32 protein-coding genes are annotated in these 16,558 nt (G+C 39.0%); all 32 read left to right on the top strand.

The genetic code is table 11. The annotated features are described in order from the left end of the window. Positions 1-45: 45 nt before the first annotated feature. The 32 genes from tuf to rplQ all read left to right on the top strand — a co-directional run bounded on the left by tuf (position 46) and on the right by rplQ (position 16,552). Positions 46-1,239 (top strand): elongation factor Tu, encoded by a 1,194-nt coding sequence (tuf, locus tag GM661_RS15725; protein WP_230867677.1) that lies wholly within the window; start codon positions 46-48, stop codon positions 1,237-1,239. A gap of 85 nt (positions 1,240-1,324) precedes the next feature. After that, on the top strand, positions 1,325-1,636 hold the full coding sequence (gene rpsJ, locus GM661_RS15720; RefSeq protein ID WP_125991718.1) for a 30S ribosomal protein S10: 312 nt from the start codon (positions 1,325-1,327) through the stop codon (positions 1,634-1,636). Positions 1,637-1,657: 21 nt separating this feature from the next. After that, the gene (rplC, locus tag GM661_RS15715; RefSeq protein WP_125991716.1) at positions 1,658-2,287 is read left to right on the top strand and encodes a 50S ribosomal protein L3; all 630 of its coding nucleotides are present in this window, start codon (positions 1,658-1,660) and stop codon (positions 2,285-2,287) included. 31 nt (positions 2,288-2,318) lie between these two features. Beyond that, the gene (gene rplD / locus GM661_RS15710; RefSeq protein ID WP_125991714.1) at positions 2,319-2,948 is read left to right on the top strand and encodes a 50S ribosomal protein L4; all 630 of its coding nucleotides are present in this window, start codon (positions 2,319-2,321) and stop codon (positions 2,946-2,948) included. After that, a complete protein-coding gene (rplW, locus tag GM661_RS15705; RefSeq protein ID WP_125991712.1) occupies positions 2,945-3,235 on the top strand; it encodes a 50S ribosomal protein L23 in 291 nt (96 codons plus the stop codon). Before rplD ends, rplW begins: the two co-directional genes overlap by 4 nt. Positions 3,236-3,288: 53 nt before the next feature. Next, positions 3,289-4,122, top strand: a complete 834-nt coding sequence (gene rplB, locus GM661_RS15700; protein ID WP_125991710.1) for a 50S ribosomal protein L2 — start codon at positions 3,289-3,291, stop codon at positions 4,120-4,122. Between the two features lie 21 nt (positions 4,123-4,143). Next, positions 4,144-4,428 (top strand): 30S ribosomal protein S19, encoded by a 285-nt coding sequence (rpsS, locus tag GM661_RS15695; protein ID WP_125991708.1) that lies wholly within the window; start codon positions 4,144-4,146, stop codon positions 4,426-4,428. A 28-nt stretch (positions 4,429-4,456) separates the two neighbouring features. Further along, a complete protein-coding gene (gene rplV / locus GM661_RS15690) occupies positions 4,457-4,798 on the top strand; it encodes a 50S ribosomal protein L22 (protein WP_230867676.1) in 342 nt (113 codons plus the stop codon). Positions 4,799-4,801: 3 nt separating this feature from the next. Then, positions 4,802-5,446, top strand: coding sequence for a 30S ribosomal protein S3 (gene rpsC, locus GM661_RS15685; RefSeq protein ID WP_125991705.1), 645 nt, complete (start codon positions 4,802-4,804; stop codon positions 5,444-5,446). A gap of 38 nt (positions 5,447-5,484) precedes the next feature. Continuing rightward, entirely contained in the window at positions 5,485-5,919 is a 435-nt protein-coding gene (gene rplP, locus GM661_RS15680) for a 50S ribosomal protein L16 (RefSeq protein ID WP_125991704.1), read from the top strand. Continuing rightward, positions 5,909-6,112: a 50S ribosomal protein L29 gene (gene rpmC / locus GM661_RS15675; protein ID WP_125992400.1), complete on the top strand. Its 204-nt coding sequence runs from the start codon at positions 5,909-5,911 to the stop codon at positions 6,110-6,112. The genes rplP and rpmC overlap by 11 nt, the downstream gene beginning before the upstream one ends. A gap of 14 nt (positions 6,113-6,126) precedes the next feature. Further along, positions 6,127-6,387, top strand: coding sequence for a 30S ribosomal protein S17 (gene rpsQ / locus GM661_RS15670; protein WP_125991703.1), 261 nt, complete (start codon positions 6,127-6,129; stop codon positions 6,385-6,387). A gap of 27 nt (positions 6,388-6,414) precedes the next feature. Then, a complete protein-coding gene (rplN, locus tag GM661_RS15665) occupies positions 6,415-6,783 on the top strand; it encodes a 50S ribosomal protein L14 (RefSeq protein ID WP_125991701.1) in 369 nt (122 codons plus the stop codon). Positions 6,784-6,796: 13 nt separating this feature from the next. Continuing rightward, the gene (gene rplX, locus GM661_RS15660) at positions 6,797-7,111 is read left to right on the top strand and encodes a 50S ribosomal protein L24 (RefSeq protein ID WP_230867675.1); all 315 of its coding nucleotides are present in this window, start codon (positions 6,797-6,799) and stop codon (positions 7,109-7,111) included. Positions 7,112-7,131: 20 nt separating this feature from the next. Continuing rightward, on the top strand, positions 7,132-7,674 hold the full coding sequence (rplE, locus tag GM661_RS15655; RefSeq protein ID WP_125991697.1) for a 50S ribosomal protein L5: 543 nt from the start codon (positions 7,132-7,134) through the stop codon (positions 7,672-7,674). Positions 7,675-7,733: 59 nt separating this feature from the next. Continuing rightward, a complete protein-coding gene (locus GM661_RS15650; protein ID WP_125991695.1) occupies positions 7,734-7,919 on the top strand; it encodes a type Z 30S ribosomal protein S14 in 186 nt (61 codons plus the stop codon). Positions 7,920-7,939: 20 nt separating this feature from the next. Beyond that, positions 7,940-8,338: a 30S ribosomal protein S8 gene (rpsH, locus tag GM661_RS15645; RefSeq protein WP_125991693.1), complete on the top strand. Its 399-nt coding sequence runs from the start codon at positions 7,940-7,942 to the stop codon at positions 8,336-8,338. A 64-nt stretch (positions 8,339-8,402) separates the two neighbouring features. Then, on the top strand, positions 8,403-8,936 hold the full coding sequence (gene rplF / locus GM661_RS15640; protein WP_230867674.1) for a 50S ribosomal protein L6: 534 nt from the start codon (positions 8,403-8,405) through the stop codon (positions 8,934-8,936). An 18-nt stretch (positions 8,937-8,954) separates the two neighbouring features. After that, positions 8,955-9,311, top strand: a complete 357-nt coding sequence (gene rplR, locus GM661_RS15635) for a 50S ribosomal protein L18 (protein ID WP_230867673.1) — start codon at positions 8,955-8,957, stop codon at positions 9,309-9,311. An 18-nt stretch (positions 9,312-9,329) separates the two neighbouring features. Continuing rightward, positions 9,330-9,830, top strand: coding sequence for a 30S ribosomal protein S5 (gene rpsE, locus GM661_RS15630; RefSeq protein WP_230867672.1), 501 nt, complete (start codon positions 9,330-9,332; stop codon positions 9,828-9,830). A gap of 15 nt (positions 9,831-9,845) precedes the next feature. Next, complete coding sequence (rplO, locus tag GM661_RS15625) at positions 9,846-10,289, top strand: 50S ribosomal protein L15 (RefSeq protein WP_230867671.1); 444 nt, start codon at positions 9,846-9,848, stop codon at positions 10,287-10,289. A 1-nt stretch (position 10,290) separates the two neighbouring features. After that, positions 10,291-11,553 carry a preprotein translocase subunit SecY gene (gene secY / locus GM661_RS15620; protein WP_230867670.1) on the top strand — a complete coding sequence of 421 codons (1,263 nt, stop codon included), beginning with the start codon at positions 10,291-10,293 and terminating at the stop codon, positions 11,551-11,553. A 26-nt stretch (positions 11,554-11,579) separates the two neighbouring features. After that, positions 11,580-12,227: an adenylate kinase gene (locus GM661_RS15615; protein WP_230867669.1), complete on the top strand. Its 648-nt coding sequence runs from the start codon at positions 11,580-11,582 to the stop codon at positions 12,225-12,227. After that, positions 12,228-12,977, top strand: a complete 750-nt coding sequence (map, locus tag GM661_RS15610) for a type I methionyl aminopeptidase (protein WP_230867668.1) — start codon at positions 12,228-12,230, stop codon at positions 12,975-12,977. A 73-nt stretch (positions 12,978-13,050) separates the two neighbouring features. Then, positions 13,051-13,335: a KOW domain-containing RNA-binding protein gene (locus GM661_RS15605; RefSeq protein ID WP_230867667.1), complete on the top strand. Its 285-nt coding sequence runs from the start codon at positions 13,051-13,053 to the stop codon at positions 13,333-13,335. Positions 13,336-13,339: 4 nt separating this feature from the next. Beyond that, on the top strand, positions 13,340-13,564 hold the full coding sequence (gene infA / locus GM661_RS15600) for a translation initiation factor IF-1 (protein WP_125991675.1): 225 nt from the start codon (positions 13,340-13,342) through the stop codon (positions 13,562-13,564). Between the two features lie 27 nt (positions 13,565-13,591). Then, positions 13,592-13,705 (top strand): 50S ribosomal protein L36, encoded by a 114-nt coding sequence (rpmJ, locus tag GM661_RS15595; protein WP_125991673.1) that lies wholly within the window; start codon positions 13,592-13,594, stop codon positions 13,703-13,705. Between the two features lie 19 nt (positions 13,706-13,724). Continuing rightward, positions 13,725-14,096 (top strand): 30S ribosomal protein S13, encoded by a 372-nt coding sequence (gene rpsM, locus GM661_RS15590; RefSeq protein WP_125991671.1) that lies wholly within the window; start codon positions 13,725-13,727, stop codon positions 14,094-14,096. Between the two features lie 19 nt (positions 14,097-14,115). Beyond that, positions 14,116-14,514, top strand: a complete 399-nt coding sequence (rpsK, locus tag GM661_RS15585; protein WP_230867666.1) for a 30S ribosomal protein S11 — start codon at positions 14,116-14,118, stop codon at positions 14,512-14,514. A 43-nt stretch (positions 14,515-14,557) separates the two neighbouring features. Continuing rightward, a complete protein-coding gene (gene rpsD / locus GM661_RS15580) occupies positions 14,558-15,184 on the top strand; it encodes a 30S ribosomal protein S4 (protein WP_230867665.1) in 627 nt (208 codons plus the stop codon). A 66-nt stretch (positions 15,185-15,250) separates the two neighbouring features. Beyond that, the gene (locus GM661_RS15575; RefSeq protein ID WP_125991665.1) at positions 15,251-16,195 is read left to right on the top strand and encodes a DNA-directed RNA polymerase subunit alpha; all 945 of its coding nucleotides are present in this window, start codon (positions 15,251-15,253) and stop codon (positions 16,193-16,195) included. Positions 16,196-16,210: 15 nt separating this feature from the next. Then, complete coding sequence (rplQ, locus tag GM661_RS15570) at positions 16,211-16,552, top strand: 50S ribosomal protein L17 (RefSeq protein ID WP_125991663.1); 342 nt, start codon at positions 16,211-16,213, stop codon at positions 16,550-16,552. Positions 16,553-16,558 lie beyond the last annotated feature (6 nt).

Raw genomic sequence — 16,558 nt, 5'->3', positions numbered from 1 at the left:
CTGTTTAAAAATTATATATTTTAATATTTTAAGGAGGAATTTTTAATGGCAAAGCAAAAGTTTGAAAGGACAAAACCACATGTAAATATCGGTACAATAGGTCATGTTGACCATGGTAAGACAACATTAACAGCAGCAATAACAACAGTACTGTCTAACTTTGGTGGAGCAGAGGTAAGGGCATTTGATACAATTGATAATGCACCAGAAGAAAGAGAAAGAGGAATCACCATAGCGACAGCACATGTTGAATATGAGACCGAAGCAAGGCATTATGCCCATGTTGACTGTCCAGGACATGCTGACTATGTAAAAAATATGATTACAGGTGCAGCCCAGATGGATGGAGCTATTCTGGTAGTATCTGCAGCAGATGGACCAATGCCCCAGACCAGAGAGCATATTCTGCTGGCTCGTCAGGTAGGAGTACCAAATATAGTAGTATTCTTAAACAAAGCAGATATGGTTGATGATGAAGAGTTAATAGAATTAGTAGAGATGGAAGTTAGAGAACTATTAAGTGAATATGACTTTCCAGGTGATGAGATACCAGTAGTAGTAGGTTCTGCCTTAAAGGCTCTGGAAAATGGAGACCCGGAAGGGGAATGGGGCTCCAAGATTATAGAGTTGATGAATGAGGTAGACAGCTATATTGAACAACCAGAAAGAGAAACAGACAAACCATTCCTGATGCCTGTTGAAGATGTCTTTAGTATAACTGGGCGCGGGACAGTAGCGACAGGTAGAGTGGAAAGAGGGGCCCTGCATCCAGGAGATGAAGTAGAGGTAATAGGGATCAAAGATACAGAAAAGACAGTAGTGACAGGAGTAGAGATGTTCCGGAAACTGTTAGATGAAGCAGTAGCCGGGGATAATATAGGAGCCCTATTAAGGGGAGTAAAGAGGGAAGATATTGAACGGGGACAGGTATTAGCAGCCCCAGGAAGTATAACCCCGCATACAAAATTCAAGGCAGAGGTATATGTTTTATCAAAAGAAGAGGGAGGAAGGCACACCCCATTCTTTAATGGATACAGGCCACAGTTTTACTTTAGGACAACAGATGTTACTGGTATAATCACTCTACCAGAAGGAGTAGAAATGGTAATGCCTGGAGATAATATAGAGATGGTAGGTGAACTGATAACCCCGATTGCTATGGAAGAGGGTTTAAGGTTTGCTATCCGTGAAGGCGGCCATACAGTAGGTGCCGGTGTTGTAACCGACATTATTGAGTAAATAGTTAGAAAAAGCGAGGAGCATTTTCTCCTCTCTTTTTCTATGTTTCTGAATATAGATTTTCACCCGAGAAGGAGGGAAGAATATGGCTAAACACGAAAAGATACGAATTCGTTTAAAGGCATTTGAACATGAACTGCTGGATCAATCAGCCCAGAAGATAGTAAATACAGCCCAGAGGACCGGTGCCAATGTATCAGGTCCTGTACCACTTCCGACAGAAAAAGAAGTATATACTGTCTTGCGTTCACCACATGTTCATAAAGACTCCAGGGAGCAGTTTGAAATGCGTACCCATAAAAGATTAATAGATATAGTTGACCCTAACTCGAAGACTGTTGATGCATTAATGAGATTGGATTTACCAGCAGGTGTAAATATAGAGATTAAGCTATAATTGTCAGGAGGTGTAAGAGACGTGGCTAAAGGAATTATCGGCAAGAAAGTTGGAATGACCCAGGTGTTTAATGATGACGGAACTGCTGTTGTGGTAACTGTCATTGAGGCCGGGCCATGTATTGTAACACAGAAGAAAACAGAAGAAACCGATGGTTATAATGCAATTCAGCTTGGTTTTGGGGATAAGGCTGAATTCAGGACAAATAAACCGGAGAAAGGTCATTTTGATAGGGCAGATGTAACACCCAAGAAATACTTGAAAGAACTCAGGGATTTTGAAATGGATGTTAATGAAGGTGATGAATTAACTGTAGAACAGTTTGCAGATGGTGAACTTGTAGATATAACAGGTATCTCCAAAGGTAAGGGTTTTGCTGGAACCATTAAAAGGCACAATTTCCAGCGTGGACCTGAGACTCATGGTTCACATTCACATAGGGCACCTGGTTCTATCGGGGCAACAGATGCAGCACGTGTTTTTAAAGGCCAGAAACTTCCAGGAAGAATGGGTTATGACCGGGTAACTATTCAGAACCTGGAAATAGTAAAGGTAGATACCGACCGAAATTTGTTATTGGTTAAAGGATCTGTGCCAGGCCCTAATAAAGGTATAGTCTGGATCAAAGATGCTGTAAAGGTATCAAATTAGTTAATTTAGTTGTGGAAAGGGGGAATTAGCGATGCCGCAGATAGCTAAATATGATACAACTGGTAAAGAGGTTGGAAATATAGATTTAGCTGATAGTATATTTAATGATGATATAAATGAACATGTAGTTCACGAGGTTATTAATGCCCAGCTGGCTGGTAGGAGACAGGGAACTGCCTCAACAAAAACAAGAGGTGAAGTACGCGGTGGTGGTCGTAAACCATGGCGTCAAAAAGGTACCGGTCGGGCCAGACATGGTAGTATTCGTTCACCACTCTGGGTTGGCGGTGGTACTGTTTTTGGACCAAAACCTCGTTCATACAATAAGTCGCTCAACAAGAAGGTTAAAAAAATTGCTTTAAGGTCGATTTTAAGTGATAAGGTTCAAAGTGATAGTGTACTGGTAATTGATGAACTTGAATTTGTTAAACCACAGACAAAACAGATGGTTGAAATTCTAGATAACTTCAATCTTGGGGAGGCAAAGGTATTAATCATTATCCCGGAAAAAGATGAGAATGTCTATCTCTCAGTACGTAATATACCTGGGGTAAAAACCTTGCTTGTAAGTTCATTGAATGCTTATGATTTACTCAACAATGACTTTATTATTATTACAAAAGAGGCTGTTGCGAAGATTGAGGAGGTGTTGGCTAAATGAAGGACTCGAGGGATGTAATTATTTCTCCTATTATCTCTGAAAAAAGTATGGATTTAATAGAAGAGAATAATACCTATACATTTAAAGTTGCCCGGAAAGCCAACAAAGTTGAAATTAGAAATGCCATTGAAGATATCTTCAATGTTCAGGTATTAAAGGTTAATACCATGAATGTTTCTGGTAAGAAAAGGAGAATGGGTTTCAAAGAAGGAAGAACCCCTGCCTGGAAAAAAGCTATGGTTAAACTAGCTGCCGGTGATAGACTAGAAATTTTTGAAGGTATGTAATTTGAAAAAAAGTTGTAAAATATAAATTGTTCAAGGATAAGGAGGGAAAGATAATGGCGATTAAGAAGTTTAAACCGACTACTCCTTCCAGACGATATATGACAGTTTCAAGTTTTTCTGAAATAAGTAGAACTAAACCTGAAAAGAGCCTGCTGGCTCCATTAAAAAAGTCTGGTGGACGTAATGTTGATGGTAGAATAACTACCCGCCATAAGGGTGGTGGCCATAAACGCCGTTACCGTATGATTGATTTTAAGCGTAACAAAGATGGCGTACCTGCATTGGTTAGTACTATTGAATATGATCCAAACAGGTCAGCCAGGATTGCCCTTTTGAAATATGCAGATGGTGAGAAACGTTATATTTTAGCTCCAAATAAACTTAGTGTTGGAGAAACTGTAATGTCTGGTGAAAATGCCGATATAAAACCTGGTAATTCCCTTAAATTAAAGGATATACCGGTTGGTACTATAATTCATAATGTTGAATTAAGTCCAGGTAAAGGTGGACAGTTAGCCAGGTCAGCAGGGACCATGGCGCAGATTATGGCTAAGGAAGGGAAGTATGCCCATATTAAACTCCCTTCCGGGGAAGTACGCCTGGTTAGAATGGATTGTAAAGCAACTATTGGTCAGGTAGGTAACATAGACCATGAGAATATTACTGTTGGTAAAGCAGGTAGGTCTCGTTGGAAAGGTAAAAGACCAACTGTTCGTGGTGTTGTTATGAACCCACATGACCATCCACATGGTGGTGGTGAAGGCAAGTCGCCAGCAGGACGTCATCCAGTTACACCCTGGGGTAAACCAACAATGGGTAAAAAGACCAGGAAAACCAAGAAATCTGATCGTTATATTGTGCGTTCACGCCATGCTAAAAAACGGTAAACATCGAAAGGAGGGTTTATATTGGGTAGGTCTTTAAAGAAGGGACCTTTTGTAGAAGAGAGCCTTATTGCCAAGATCAGGGAAATGAATGAAAAAGATAAAAAAAGTGTTATTAAAACCTGGTCAAGGAGTTCTACAATATTTCCTGAAATGGTAGGTCATACTATTGCCGTTCATGATGGAATAAAACATGTTCCTGTATATATAACAGAGGATATGGTTGGACATAAATTGGGAGAGTTTGCTCCGACCCGTAAATTCAGGGGTCATGGTCATCATACAGAGCGCTCCACATCGTTAAAATAAAATTGTGTAAGGTAAAGGGGGGTTATTAATGGAGGCTAAAGCTGTTGCCAGATATGTACGGATTTCCCCGCGGAAAGCAAGACTGGTTGTTGATTTAATTAGAGGGAAAAATATTGGTGAGGCCATTGGTATTTTAAGAAATACGCCCAAAAAGGCTTCTCAATTGGTAGAAAAGGTATTAAACTCAGCTGTTGCTAATGCAGAGAATAACCATGATATGTTAGCAGATGATTTATATGTTAAAGAAGCTTATGTAGATGAAGGCCCAGCCATGAAAAGATGGCGCGCCCGTGCCCAGGGTCAGGCAAGTATGATCAAAAAGAGAACAAGTCACATTTCGATAATTGTAAGTGAAAAAAAGGAGGGATAAATTTTGGGTCAAAAAATCCATCCCCATGGTCTTCGTGTTGGTGTGATAAAGGAATGGGATGCCAAATGGTATGCTGATAAAAAAGATTATTCACAGCTTTTACAGGAAGATCTGGAGATAAGAAATCATGTTAAAGAAAAGATGTTTGATGCCGGTATCTCACGAGTAGTAATCGGTAGAGCTGCCAATCAGTTGAAATTGGATATTTATACTGCACGTCCTGGCATGGTAATTGGACGCGGAGGGTCTGAAGTAGATAGTTTAAGGCAGGAAATTGAAAAGATGACCGGTAAGAAGGTTCAGATAAATGTTGTTGAAGTAAACAATCCTGATCTAGATGCCCAGCTGGTTGCTGAAAATATTGCCTCCCAGTTGGAAAGAAGGGTATCATTTCGACGGGCAATGAAACAGGCCATGAATCGATCGATGAGAATGGGTGCTGAAGGATTTAAGGTTCAAAGTAGTGGACGTCTTGGTGGTGCTGAAATGGCCAGGACCGAGGGTTATAATGAAGGCAGTGTACCACTGCATACTTTAAGAGCTGATATAGATTATGGTTTTTCTGAAGCAAATACCACCTATGGGAAAATAGGTGTTAAGGTTTGGATTAATAAAGGTGAAATACTACCAGAAGTAGATAATGACTAATTGGCTATAAAGTTATATAAGGGAAAGGAGGCCTTTAGATGTTAATACCAAAGAGAGTAAAACATCGTAAGCAACATCGAGGTCGAATGAAAGGAAAGGCGATTCGAGGAACCGAGATTTCTTTTGGTGAATTCGGATTACAGGCACTTGAGCCTGGTTGGATTACAAACAGGCAGATTGAAGCTGCCCGTGTTGCGATGACCAGATCAATAAAAAGGGGAGGTAAGGTCTGGATTAAGATCTTCCCTGATAAACCTGTAACTGCAAAACCAGCTGAAACCCGTATGGGTAGTGGTAAAGGTGCCACAGAAAAATGGGTGGCTGTAGTAAAACCCGGTAGGATTATGTTTGAAATAGCCGGTGTTAGTGAAGAATTAGCCAGTGAAGCCATGAGATTGGCAGCTCATAAATTGCCTATCAAAACTCATTTCGTTAAAAGGGAAGAAATGGATGGTGATTCTAATGAGGGCTGATGAATTAAGAGATATGACCAAAGTAGAACTTGATCAAAAATTACAGGAATTTAAAGAAGAGTTATTTAATCTAAGGTTTCAACATGCGACGGCACAACTTGATAACCCCATGCGTATTAAAGAGGTTAAGCGTAATATTGCCCGGGTAAAGACTGTGTTGCGTGAAATGGAACTCGGTATTAAGAGGGCATAGGGAGGAGGTCAAAGATGGTCGAGCTAAGAAACAAAAGGAAATCATTAGTTGGCATAGTAGTCAGCGATAAAATGGATAAAACAGTGAGTGTTGCTGTAGAAAAAAGGACCCAGCATCCTCTTTACAAACGCACAGTAAAAAAGACCAATACCTTTAAAGCTCATGATGAGGAAAATGAATGTAGAGAAGGGGATAAGGTTAAGATTATGGAAACACGCCCTTTAAGCAAAACCAAGAGATGGCGTGTGGTCGATATTGTCGAAAAAGCCAAGTAATTTCCCCTGTAGAAAGGAGGAATTTTGATGATTCAGTCTGAAAGCCGTTTGAAGGTTGCGGATAACACCGGGGCACGTGAACTCTTATGTGTTAAAGTCTTAGGTGGTTCAAGGAAACGTTATGCTAAAATTGGTGATGTAATTGTTGCAACTGTTAAGGAAGCCATTCCTGGTGGTATGGTTAAAAAGGGTGATGTTGTTAAAGCAGTAGTAGTTCGGACAAAAAAGGAATTAAAACGTTCTGATGGTTCTTATATTAGATTTGATGAAAATGCTGCAGTTATTATTGACAAACAAAATAACCCACAAGGGACTCGTATATTTGGGCCTGTAGCCCGGGAATTAAGGAATAAAAACTATATGAAAATAATCTCCTTAGCACCTGAGGTTTTGTAAAGGGGGGAGTATCATGAGAATAAAAAAAGGTGATAAAGTAGAGGTAATCGCTGGTAAAGATAAAGGAAAACGTGGTAAAGTACTGAGTGTTATCCCTAAAGAAGAGCGAGTGATAGTTGAGGGTATTAATATTCTTCACCGTCACATGCGTCCGACACAGGATATGCCTCAGGGCGGTATTATAGAAAATGAAGGTTCTATTCATTTATCTAATGTCCAATTAGTTTGTCCGCGTTGTGATGAAAGAACTAGATTTGCTGCAGGATATTTAGATGATGGCAGTAAAGTAAGGGTTTGTAAAAAATGTGGTGAAGATATAGATAAGTAGTTTGAAAGGGGGTATACTAAATGCCTGAATTAGCTACTCAATATAAAGAAGAGATTGTTCCAAAGCTTGTTGAGGAGTTTAATTATCAAAGTGTAATGGCTGTACCAAAACTTGAGAAAGTTGTTGTTAATGTTGGTCTAGGAGATGCTAAAGAAGATCAGAAATTACTGGACATAGTAGTAGATGAAATTGCTGTAATTACCGGACAAAAACCTACTATAACAAGGGCAAAGAAGTCTGTTGCCAATTTTAAAATCCGTGAAGGTATGCCGATTGGTGTAAAAGTAACCCTACGTGGAAATCAAATGTATGAATTTCTTTATAAGGTAATAAATATTACCCTTCCACGTATTAGAGACTTCAGGGGTGTTTCTTCTAAGTCATTTGACGGTAGAGGAAATTACAGTCTGGGGATTAGAGAGCATACTGTTTTTCCGGAAATAAGTGTTGATAATGTTGATACAGTACACGGGCTTGAGATTACTATTGTTACTTCAGCAGAGACTGATGAAGAGGCACATGCACTGTTAAAAATGATGGGAATGCCTTTTAAAGAAGAATAGGGTTAAATTTCGTCCCTAATAATATATTTTAATTAGAACAGTAAGGGGGTAATAAAGAAGTGGCTCGTAAAGCTTTAGTAGAAAAGGCCAATAAAGAACCTAAATATTCAACACGCACTGTAAATAGATGTAAACGATGTGGTAGACCACGTGGGTATATCCGCAAATTTGATCTCTGTCGGATCTGTTTTCGGGAATTGGCTCATAAAGGTGAACTACCAGGAGTAAAGAAAGCAAGCTGGTAAACTGGAAGGAGGTTTGTAAGTTGAATATTACTGATCCTATTGCAGATATGTTGACGCGTATCAGGAATGCGAATAGTACAGACAAGAATAGTGTAGATATACCTGCTTCAAAGCTGAAAATAAATATTGCTGAGCTTTTAAAGGAAGAAGGGTTTATCAATGACTATAAAGTTATAGAAAATGGTCCTCAAAATACTATCAGGGTTTATCTTAAATATGGCGAAAATGGGGAAAAGGTTATTTCTGGTTTGAAAAGGATAAGCAAGCCTGGTCTGAGGGTTTATGTTAAAAAAGATGAGATACCTAGAGTACTTGGCGGACTTGGTATAGCTGTTATCTCTACCTCAAAGGGTTTAATGACTGACAAGAATGCCCGTAATGATAAGGTTGGGGGAGAAGTCCTCTGTTATGTCTGGTAGATAAACCTGTATGATGTGGATAGATGCTTGTTAACTAAAATTTTCACATATGGAGGTGAAAGGAATGTCCCGTATTGGAAGATTGCCGATTGATATTCCAGAAGGAGTAACACTTAAACAAGATGAGAATAAATTAACTGTCAAAGGGCCTAAGGGTGAACTTAGTAAAGAATTTAGTCCTTTGATGACTATAAATATTACAGATGACCAGGTTATTGTTGAACGGTCTTCAGATAATAGGGAAGACAGGTCATTACACGGTTTAACCAGGAGTTTAATTGAAAGTATGATAACTGGGGTTACAGAAGGGTTTGCAAAGAAATTAGAAATGGTTGGTGTTGGTTATAATGCTAAACTAAAAGGTAAAGACCTGGAATTAGAGGTTGGGTATTCACACCCTGTTATTATTAAAACAGAGGGCCAAATAGAATTTGAAGTAGATAAAAATACCAATATAACTGTCAAGGGTATTGATAAACAGTTAGTTGGTGAAATGGCTGCTAAAATCAGGTCAGTTAGAGAACCTGAGCCGTATAAAGGAAAGGGCATAAAATATGTTGATGAACACATCAGACGTAAAGTTGGTAAAACAGGTTAAAGGAAGGGAGTGAATGGTATGGGTAAAATGACCCCGAGAAAAAAACGTCATATGAGGATTAGAAATAATGTATTGGGGACTCCAGAAAAACCAAGAATGAATATATATAGGAGTTCTAAAAACATCTATGTTCAAATAATTGATGATTTATCTGGCCATACCCTGGTTGCTGCTTCTTCCCTTGACCCGGCTGTGAAAGATTCTATCGAATACGGTGGTAATAAAGAAGCAGCCAAGTTAGTCGGTGAGCTTGCTGCAGAAAGGGCCTTGGAAGAAGGTATCAAGACAGTTGTCTTTGATCGTGGTGGTTATAAATACCACGGTAGGGTAAAAGAAGTAGCGGAAGCGGCTAGAGAGAAGGGTTTAAATTTTTAGCAAGAAGGAGGCGAATTCATGAAGATTATTGATCCCGATAAATTAGATCTTGAAGAACGTGTTGTCAATATAAACCGTGTTGCGAAAGTTGTTAAGGGTGGCCGTAATTTCAGCTTTAGTGCCCTTGTTGTTGTTGGGGATGGTAATGGCCATGTGGGTGCTGGTATCGGGAAAGCCAATGAAGTACCTGAAGCTATTCGTAAAGGTATTGATGATGCTAAAAAGAAGTTAGTGGAGGTTCCGATTGTTGAGACTACTATCCCACATGAGGTGACCGGCCAATTTGGTGCAGGTTCAGTACTGCTAAAACCGGCTGCTCCTGGTACTGGTGTTATTGCAGGTGGTCCGGTAAGAGCGGTAATCGAATTAGCCGGTATTAGTGATATTTTGACTAAATCACTAGGCTCAACTAACCCGATAAATATGGTAAATGCAACAATTACTGGGCTTGGCGAATTAAAAAGAGTTGAAGAAGTTGCTAAATTGAGAGGTAAAACTGTAGAAGAAATCCTTGGGTAATAAGGAGGTGGACAAATGAATCTGCATGATTTGAAACCTAATAAAGGTTCTAAAAAGAAACGCAAACGTGTAGGTCGTGGTATAGGCTCTGGAAGAGGTTATACTTCAGGACGTGGTGCAAATGGTCAAAATGCCCGTTCTGGTGGTGGAGTTAGACCTACTTTTGAGGGTGGTCAGACACCCCTGTTCAGACGTTTACCAAAAAGGGGATTTACCAATATTCACAAAAAAGAATTTAATGAGGTAAATGTTTATCAACTAAATAAATTTGATAAAAATGAAGAAGTAACCCCGGAGAAATTACTTGAGTCTGGTGTTATTAATAAAATAGCTAAATCAGGGGTAAAGATCCTTGGTGAAGGCGAGATTGAAAAGGCACTGGTTGTCAAAGCCAATGCTTTCACAAAGTCGGCTAAGGAAAAAATAGAGGGAGCTGGCGGAAAGGCAGAGGTGATTTAAGGTGTTATCTGCTCTAGGCAATGCCTTTAAGGTAAAAGAATTACGGAAGAAAATTTTATTTGTTATTTCTATGATGGTTATCTACCGCCTGGGTGCTTTTATCCCTGTTCCGGGGGTAAATATAGCTACTTTGAGGGAACAGCTATTTGGCGGTGGAGTTGGAAATGTGTTTGATTTTCTCGATCTTTTTGCTGGTGGTGCATTGAGGAATTTTACAATTTTTGCTATGAGTATTACACCTTATATTACCGCCTCTATTATCCTGCAGCTGTTAACAGGTGTTATTCCTGCTTTAAAGAAATTGCAGCAAGAAGGTAATGAGGGTAAAAAGAAAATGACACAGTATACCAGATACGGTACTATTGTTCTGGCTTTAATTCAGGGATATGGAATAACCATGTATGTAAAGCCGGCAGTAGAAGACCCTAATTTTTTTAATCTGTTTTTGATTGTTATTAGCCTTACAGCAGGAACTGCTTTTTTAATGTGGTTAGGTGAACAGATAACTGATAAGGGAATAGGTAATGGTATTTCAATAATAATCTTCACCTCAATTATTTCTCGTTTTCCCGGGGATATCTGGCAGACTTTGAAATTGGTCAGAGCTGGTTCAATATCAATTTTAAATGTACTGATATTTGCTGTTCTGGCTTTAGTGATAATTGCTGGCATTATCTTTATCCAGCAGGGTGAAAGGAGAATCCCTGTACAGTATTCTAAAAGGATTGTAGGGAGAAGGGTTTATGGGGGAAGGAATACCCATATTCCATTAAAAATAAATCAGGCAGGTGTTATCCCTGTTATTTTTGCATCCTCAGTATTAATGTTTCCAACTGTTATTGCCCAGGTCCTTCCTTTTGGTTGGGCACAGGGATTAGCTGATATACTGGCACCTGGTCAGCCATTCTATTTATTTTTATATGCACTGATGATTTTCTTCTTTACTTACTTCTGGACTGCTTTTACCTTTGACCCAGAAGATGTAGCGGAAAATATGAAAAAATATGGTGGTTTTATACCAGGAATCAGGCCGGGTAAAGCTACAGTAAATTATCTAGAAAGGGTAGTGCTCAGGGTAACTTTGGCCGGGGCGATGTTTTTGACATTTATCGCCTTATTACCTTTTATTATTCGTCCGCTTACTGGTGTAGCAATAAGTTTTGGTGGTACATCACTTCTAATTATGACAGGTGTAGCCTTACAGACAATGCAGCAGATTGAATCACATCTTTTGATGAGACATTATGAAGGTTTTATGAAGTAGGCATATGGAGTAAAAGGGGGAGGATTATGAACCTGATATTATTGGGTTTGCCTGGTGCCGGAAAAGGAACACAGGCTAAATTGATTAGCCGTGAGACCGGCCTGCCTCATATTGCGACTGGTGATATTTTTAGGCGGTTAATTGATGAGGGAACACCATTAGGGAAAAAGGCTAAGCAATATATAGATAGAGGGGAACTCGTTCCTGATGAAGATACTATTAAAATGGTTAAAAAATATCTTCTAGAACTTGATTTGGCTAAGGGCTTTATTCTCGATGGCTTTCCCAGAACCCTACAACAGGCTAAGGCACTTACAGATTTTTTAAATGGAGCAGGTAAGAAACTAGATTTTGCAATATATATTAAGGTTGCCAGTAATCGTCTGGTTAAAAGACTGTCTGGTAGAAGGGTTTGTCTTGAATGTGGTGCTTCCTATCATTTAGAATTTAATCCACCTTTAAAAGAGGGTATTTGTGATAAATGTGGAAGTAAGCTAATACAGCGTAGTGATGATCAAGAAGAAACAATAAGGCATAGGATACAAGCACACGCTAAAAGGTTAAAGAAGCTTATTGATTATTACCGTAAGAGAGATATATTAGTGACCGTTCAGGGCGATAGTATAGATGGGGTGTTTGAACAGATAAAAGGGAAAATAGAGGTGGATTTATAAATGATTGTCCTGAAGTCTCCCAGAGAGATTAATATAATGCGCCAGGCTAATCAGATAGTTGCTGAAACTCATCATTTCCTTAAGGAAATGATAGTTGTTGGCATTACAACTGCTGAGATAGATAGGCTTGGTGAGGAGTTTATTAGAAACAAAGGTGCAGTTCCATCATTTAAAGGGTATAGGGGGTATCCGGCATCTGTTTGCGTTTCAATCAATGAAGAGGTAGTACATGGTATTCCCAGCAAAAAAAGGCGTGTTGAAGACGGGGATCTGCTCAGCCTGGATATTGGTGCTTTTTATGAAGGATTTCATGGTGATGCTGCCCGTTCATTTGGGGTTGGTAAGATTAGTAATCAGGCCAGAGAACTGATTGAGGTTACAGAGCAGTCCTTTTTTCAAGGGATAGAAAAGGCTTATCCTGGAAATAGGTTAACTGATATATCAAATCAAATTCAAAAATTTGTTGAAGGAAAGGGATTTTCGGTTGTCCGGGATTATGTGGGACACGGTATAGGTAGAGAGATGCATGAATCCCCGCAGATACCCAATTTTGGTTCCCCCGGTCGAGGTCCTTTACTCAAAAAAGGTATGACACTGGCGATAGAACCCATGGTAAATGTGGGTACATTTCGTGTTAAAACACTTGTTGACGAGTGGACTGTAGTAACTGAAGACAGGAAATTATCAGCTCATTATGAAAATACTATTGTTATTACAGATAATGGGCCAGAAATCCTTAGTAAAGTATAGAAACAGGGATTGAACTGGATATCAATAATGTGATATAATATCCAGTGGTCTTTAAGTAAATGGAGTTGAAGTTATGAGTTCTCGATTTGAATTAGGTGACCTGGTTATTTCAACAGCTGGTAGAGATGAAGGTAAATATTATCTAGTAGTTAAAATTGTTGATGAAGACTATATACAGGTTTCTGATGGGGATAAGAAAAGGATTGAAAACCCCAAACGTAAGAATATTAAACATGTGAGACCAGCAGGATATCATTTTGGAGAAATTTCTATATGGTTATTAGAAGGAAAACGCGTTCGGAATGAGGACATAAAAAAGGCGATTAAAGATTATCAGAAAAATGAGGAGGCTAAATGACTATATGGCAAAAGAGGAACCTATTGAAGTTCAGGGAACGGTTGTAGAACCACTTCCTAATGCAATGTTCAGGGTTGAGCTTGACAATGGTCATAAGGTTTTGGCCCATGTTTCAGGAAAAATGAGGATGAATTTCATCCGGATCTTACCAGGTGATAAGGTTACAGTTGAATTATCTCCCTATGACCTAAGCCGGGGGAGAATCACTTATCGTCATAAGGCCAAATAATAATATAAAGATTAAGGGGTGATAGAGGTGAAGGTTAGGCCATCAGTTAAACCTATCTGTGATAAATGTAAAATAATCAGGCGGAAAGGTAAAGTAATGGTAATCTGTGAAAACCCCAAGCATAAACAACGTCAAGGATAATAAATGGAGGTGAACTAATTTGGCACGTATAGAAGGTGTAGATCTTCCAAGAAATAAAAGGGTAGTAATCGGGTTGACTTATATTTATGGGATAGGCCGTTCTACTGCTAATAAAATAATTGAAGCCACTGGTGTTAATGCTGATACCAGGGTGAAAGACCTGACTGAAGCTGAGATAGCCAAACTCAGGGAAGAAATAGATAAATATCAGGTTGAAGGAGAGCTGAGACGTGAAGTGCGGGGCAATATTAAACGTTTGATGGATATTGGTAGTTATCGTGGGCTTCGCCACAGGAGAGGACTGCCAGTACGCGGACAACGTACTAAGACAAATGCCCGTACACGTAAAGGGCCTAAAAAGACTGTTGGAATCAGGAGAAAGGCTGAATAATCGAAGAGGAGGTAAATAGATGGCTAAGGCAAAGAAAAGGGTTAAAAAGAGCAAGAAAAAGATTAAACGTAATATTGATAAAGGTCAGGCCCATATTAGGTCTACTTTTAATAATACAATTATTAGTATTACTGATGATAAGGGAAATGTAGTTGCCTGGTCAAGTTCTGGTAAGGTTGGTTATGAAGGTTCACGAAAGAGTACTCCTTTTGCAGCTCAGATTGCTGCAGAAGATGCCGCCCAACAGGCAGTAGACCAGGGGGTTAAGGAGATAGAGATCTTTGTTAAGGGACCAGGCTCAGGTAGAGAATCAGCTATTAGGTCTCTTCAGGCAGCAGGTTTAAATGTTACCCTTATCAAGGATATTACTCCTATTCCTCATAATGGATGTCGTCCACCTAAAAGACGCAGAGTTTAAAATACTATAAAACTGTTTATAATGTAAATGGAGGTGCAAATAAATGGCAAGATATAGGGGTTCTGTTTGTAGATTATGTCGCCGTGAAGGTGAGAAACTATATCTTAAAGGGGAACGTTGTTATACTGATAAATGTGCAATTGAACGCCGTGCTTATCCCCCTGGAGAACATGGTCAGGGTCGAATTAAATTATCTGAATATGGTCTTCAGCTAAGAGAAAAACAAAAAGTAAGAAGGATTTATGGTATATTAGAAAAGCAATACGGGAATTACTTTGCAAAGGCTGAGAATATGCCGGGAGTTACTGGTGAAAACTTTTTACAGTTATTAGAAAGAAGACTGGATAATACTGTTTATCGGATGGGTTTTGCTACATCACGTAATGAAGCAAGACAATTTGTCCTTCATGGACATATACTGGTAAATGGTAAGAAGGTAAATATTCCTTCATATCAGGTTGATGTTGATGATGTAATTGCTGTTAAGGATGCGAGTCGTAAAGGCAAGAGATTTAAAGATGTATTTGAATTCAACTCTGAAATTACCACACCAGATTGGTTAAGTGTTAACCTTGAAAAGGCAGAGGGAAAGGTTGTTTCACTCCCTACAAGGGAAGATATAGATTATCCTGTTGAAGAACACTTAATTGTAGAGTTTTATTCCAGGTAATCAGCGGAGTGAAATTGCTGTATTTGTTAAGATATTTTGTCCTTCTAAAAGGAGGGTATCGCGTTAATGATAGAAATAGAAAAGCCTCGTGTAGAGATAGTTGAAAGTGACAAAAAGGTAGGTAAATTTGAGGTTGCTCCACTGGAAAGGGGTTATGGTACTACCCTTGGCAATTCCTTGAGAAGAATACTTCTTTCTTCTCTCCCTGGAGCAGCTATTACATCAGTAAAGTTTGATGGAGTGAGACATGAATTTTCTACTGTACCAGGTGTAGTAGAAGATGTATCAGAAATAATCCTTAATTTAAAAGAGGTTGTTATTAAGTATACTGGTAATGGGATTGAGAAAATCACCCTTAATGTAGAGGGTGAGGGTGAGGTTACTGCCGGTGATTTTAAAACATCTGGTGATCTGGAGATAATTAATAAGGATCATCATATTGCTACCTTATCTGAAGATGGCAGTTTAGTCCTGGAAGCTACTGTTGAAAGGGGTAGGGGGTATGTTACTGCTGAGGAGAATCAGGAACATTTTGATAAAATTATTGGCCTGATTCCTATTGATTCCTCTTTCAGTCCAATTGAAAGAGCTAATTTTAAGGTTGAAAATACCAGGGTTGGTCAGGTGACTGATTACGATAGACTGGTATTAGAGGTGATCACCAATGGCAGTATTTCACCTGAAGATGCAGTAAGTCTTTCTTCTAAAATTATGACTGAACATCTTGAACTCTTTATTAATTTGACAGATGAAGTAAATGATGTTGAAATAATGGTAGAAAAAGAAGAAGAAGAAAAGGATAAGATTTTTGATACTACTATTGAAGAACTTGAATTATCTGTTCGTTCTTCTAATTGTCTTAAACGTGCTGGTATTAACACAGTAGGGGAATTGACCAGTAAGACAGAAGATGACCTGATGAAGGTTAGAAATCTTGGAAAAAAATCATTACTGGAGATTAAAGAAAAATTAACAGAGCTTGAACTAGATTTAAAGGAACCAGAAATTTAAAAGGAGGGATGATATATGCCTCAGCGTAAATTAGGTAAAACAACTCCACATCGTAAGGCGATGTTTAATAATCTGCTGACTGATTTTTTTAGACATGAACGCCTGGAGACTACACTGCCCAAGGCTAAGGAATTAAGACCAATGGCTGAAAAAATGATTACAACAGCCCAGAAGAATGATCTAAGTTCCCGCCGTAAGGTATTAAAACGTATCAAAGATAAAGAAATCGTTCAGAGATTGTTTGATGAAATTGCTCCCAGGTTTTCTGATCGGCCAGGGGGATATACCAGAATACTTAAGATGTATCCCCGGAGGGGCGATGCCAGTGAAAAGGCGATTATTGAACTGGTAGAATAGGAATGC

This window comes from Iocasia fonsfrigidae, from assembly GCF_017751145.1.
Lineage (GTDB): Bacteria > Bacillota > Halanaerobiia > Halanaerobiales > DTU029 > Iocasia > Iocasia fonsfrigidae.
The sequence above is the reverse complement of the archived record's forward strand: the minus strand, read 5'-3'. Positions and strand labels throughout refer to the sequence as shown.

Excerpts from the sequence above, each read along its gene's own strand:
- rpsQ (WP_125991703.1), top strand. The coding sequence starts at position 6,127 with ATGGTCGAGCTAAGAAACAAAAGGAAATCATTAGTTGGCATAGTAGTC.
- rplR (WP_230867673.1), top strand. The coding sequence starts at position 8,955 with ATGGGTAAAATGACCCCGAGAAAAAAACGTCATATGAGGATTAGAAAT.
- rplP (WP_125991704.1), top strand. The coding sequence starts at position 5,485 with ATGTTAATACCAAAGAGAGTAAAACATCGTAAGCAACATCGAGGTCGA.
- rpsJ (WP_125991718.1), top strand. The coding sequence starts at position 1,325 with ATGGCTAAACACGAAAAGATACGAATTCGTTTAAAGGCATTTGAACAT.
- rplN (WP_125991701.1), top strand. The coding sequence starts at position 6,415 with ATGATTCAGTCTGAAAGCCGTTTGAAGGTTGCGGATAACACCGGGGCA.
- rplV (WP_230867676.1), top strand. The coding sequence starts at position 4,457 with ATGGAGGCTAAAGCTGTTGCCAGATATGTACGGATTTCCCCGCGGAAA.
- rplF (WP_230867674.1), top strand. The coding sequence starts at position 8,403 with ATGTCCCGTATTGGAAGATTGCCGATTGATATTCCAGAAGGAGTAACA.
- rplD (WP_125991714.1), top strand. The coding sequence starts at position 2,319 with ATGCCGCAGATAGCTAAATATGATACAACTGGTAAAGAGGTTGGAAAT.
- tuf (WP_230867677.1), top strand. The coding sequence starts at position 46 with ATGGCAAAGCAAAAGTTTGAAAGGACAAAACCACATGTAAATATCGGT.
- rpmC (WP_125992400.1), top strand. The coding sequence starts at position 5,909 with ATGAGGGCTGATGAATTAAGAGATATGACCAAAGTAGAACTTGATCAA.
- rplX (WP_230867675.1), top strand. The coding sequence starts at position 6,797 with ATGAGAATAAAAAAAGGTGATAAAGTAGAGGTAATCGCTGGTAAAGAT.
- rpsD (WP_230867665.1), top strand. The coding sequence starts at position 14,558 with ATGGCAAGATATAGGGGTTCTGTTTGTAGATTATGTCGCCGTGAAGGT.
- GM661_RS15575 (WP_125991665.1), top strand. The coding sequence starts at position 15,251 with ATGATAGAAATAGAAAAGCCTCGTGTAGAGATAGTTGAAAGTGACAAA.
- GM661_RS15615 (WP_230867669.1), top strand. The coding sequence starts at position 11,580 with ATGAACCTGATATTATTGGGTTTGCCTGGTGCCGGAAAAGGAACACAG.
- rpsE (WP_230867672.1), top strand. The coding sequence starts at position 9,330 with ATGAAGATTATTGATCCCGATAAATTAGATCTTGAAGAACGTGTTGTC.
- rplE (WP_125991697.1), top strand. The coding sequence starts at position 7,132 with ATGCCTGAATTAGCTACTCAATATAAAGAAGAGATTGTTCCAAAGCTT.
- rplW (WP_125991712.1), top strand. The coding sequence starts at position 2,945 with ATGAAGGACTCGAGGGATGTAATTATTTCTCCTATTATCTCTGAAAAA.
- rplQ (WP_125991663.1), top strand. The coding sequence starts at position 16,211 with ATGCCTCAGCGTAAATTAGGTAAAACAACTCCACATCGTAAGGCGATG.
- rplO (WP_230867671.1), top strand. The coding sequence starts at position 9,846 with ATGAATCTGCATGATTTGAAACCTAATAAAGGTTCTAAAAAGAAACGC.
- map (WP_230867668.1), top strand. The coding sequence starts at position 12,228 with ATGATTGTCCTGAAGTCTCCCAGAGAGATTAATATAATGCGCCAGGCT.
- rplB (WP_125991710.1), top strand. The coding sequence starts at position 3,289 with ATGGCGATTAAGAAGTTTAAACCGACTACTCCTTCCAGACGATATATG.
- infA (WP_125991675.1), top strand. The coding sequence starts at position 13,340 with ATGGCAAAAGAGGAACCTATTGAAGTTCAGGGAACGGTTGTAGAACCA.
- rpsK (WP_230867666.1), top strand. The coding sequence starts at position 14,116 with ATGGCTAAGGCAAAGAAAAGGGTTAAAAAGAGCAAGAAAAAGATTAAA.
- GM661_RS15605 (WP_230867667.1), top strand. The coding sequence starts at position 13,051 with ATGAGTTCTCGATTTGAATTAGGTGACCTGGTTATTTCAACAGCTGGT.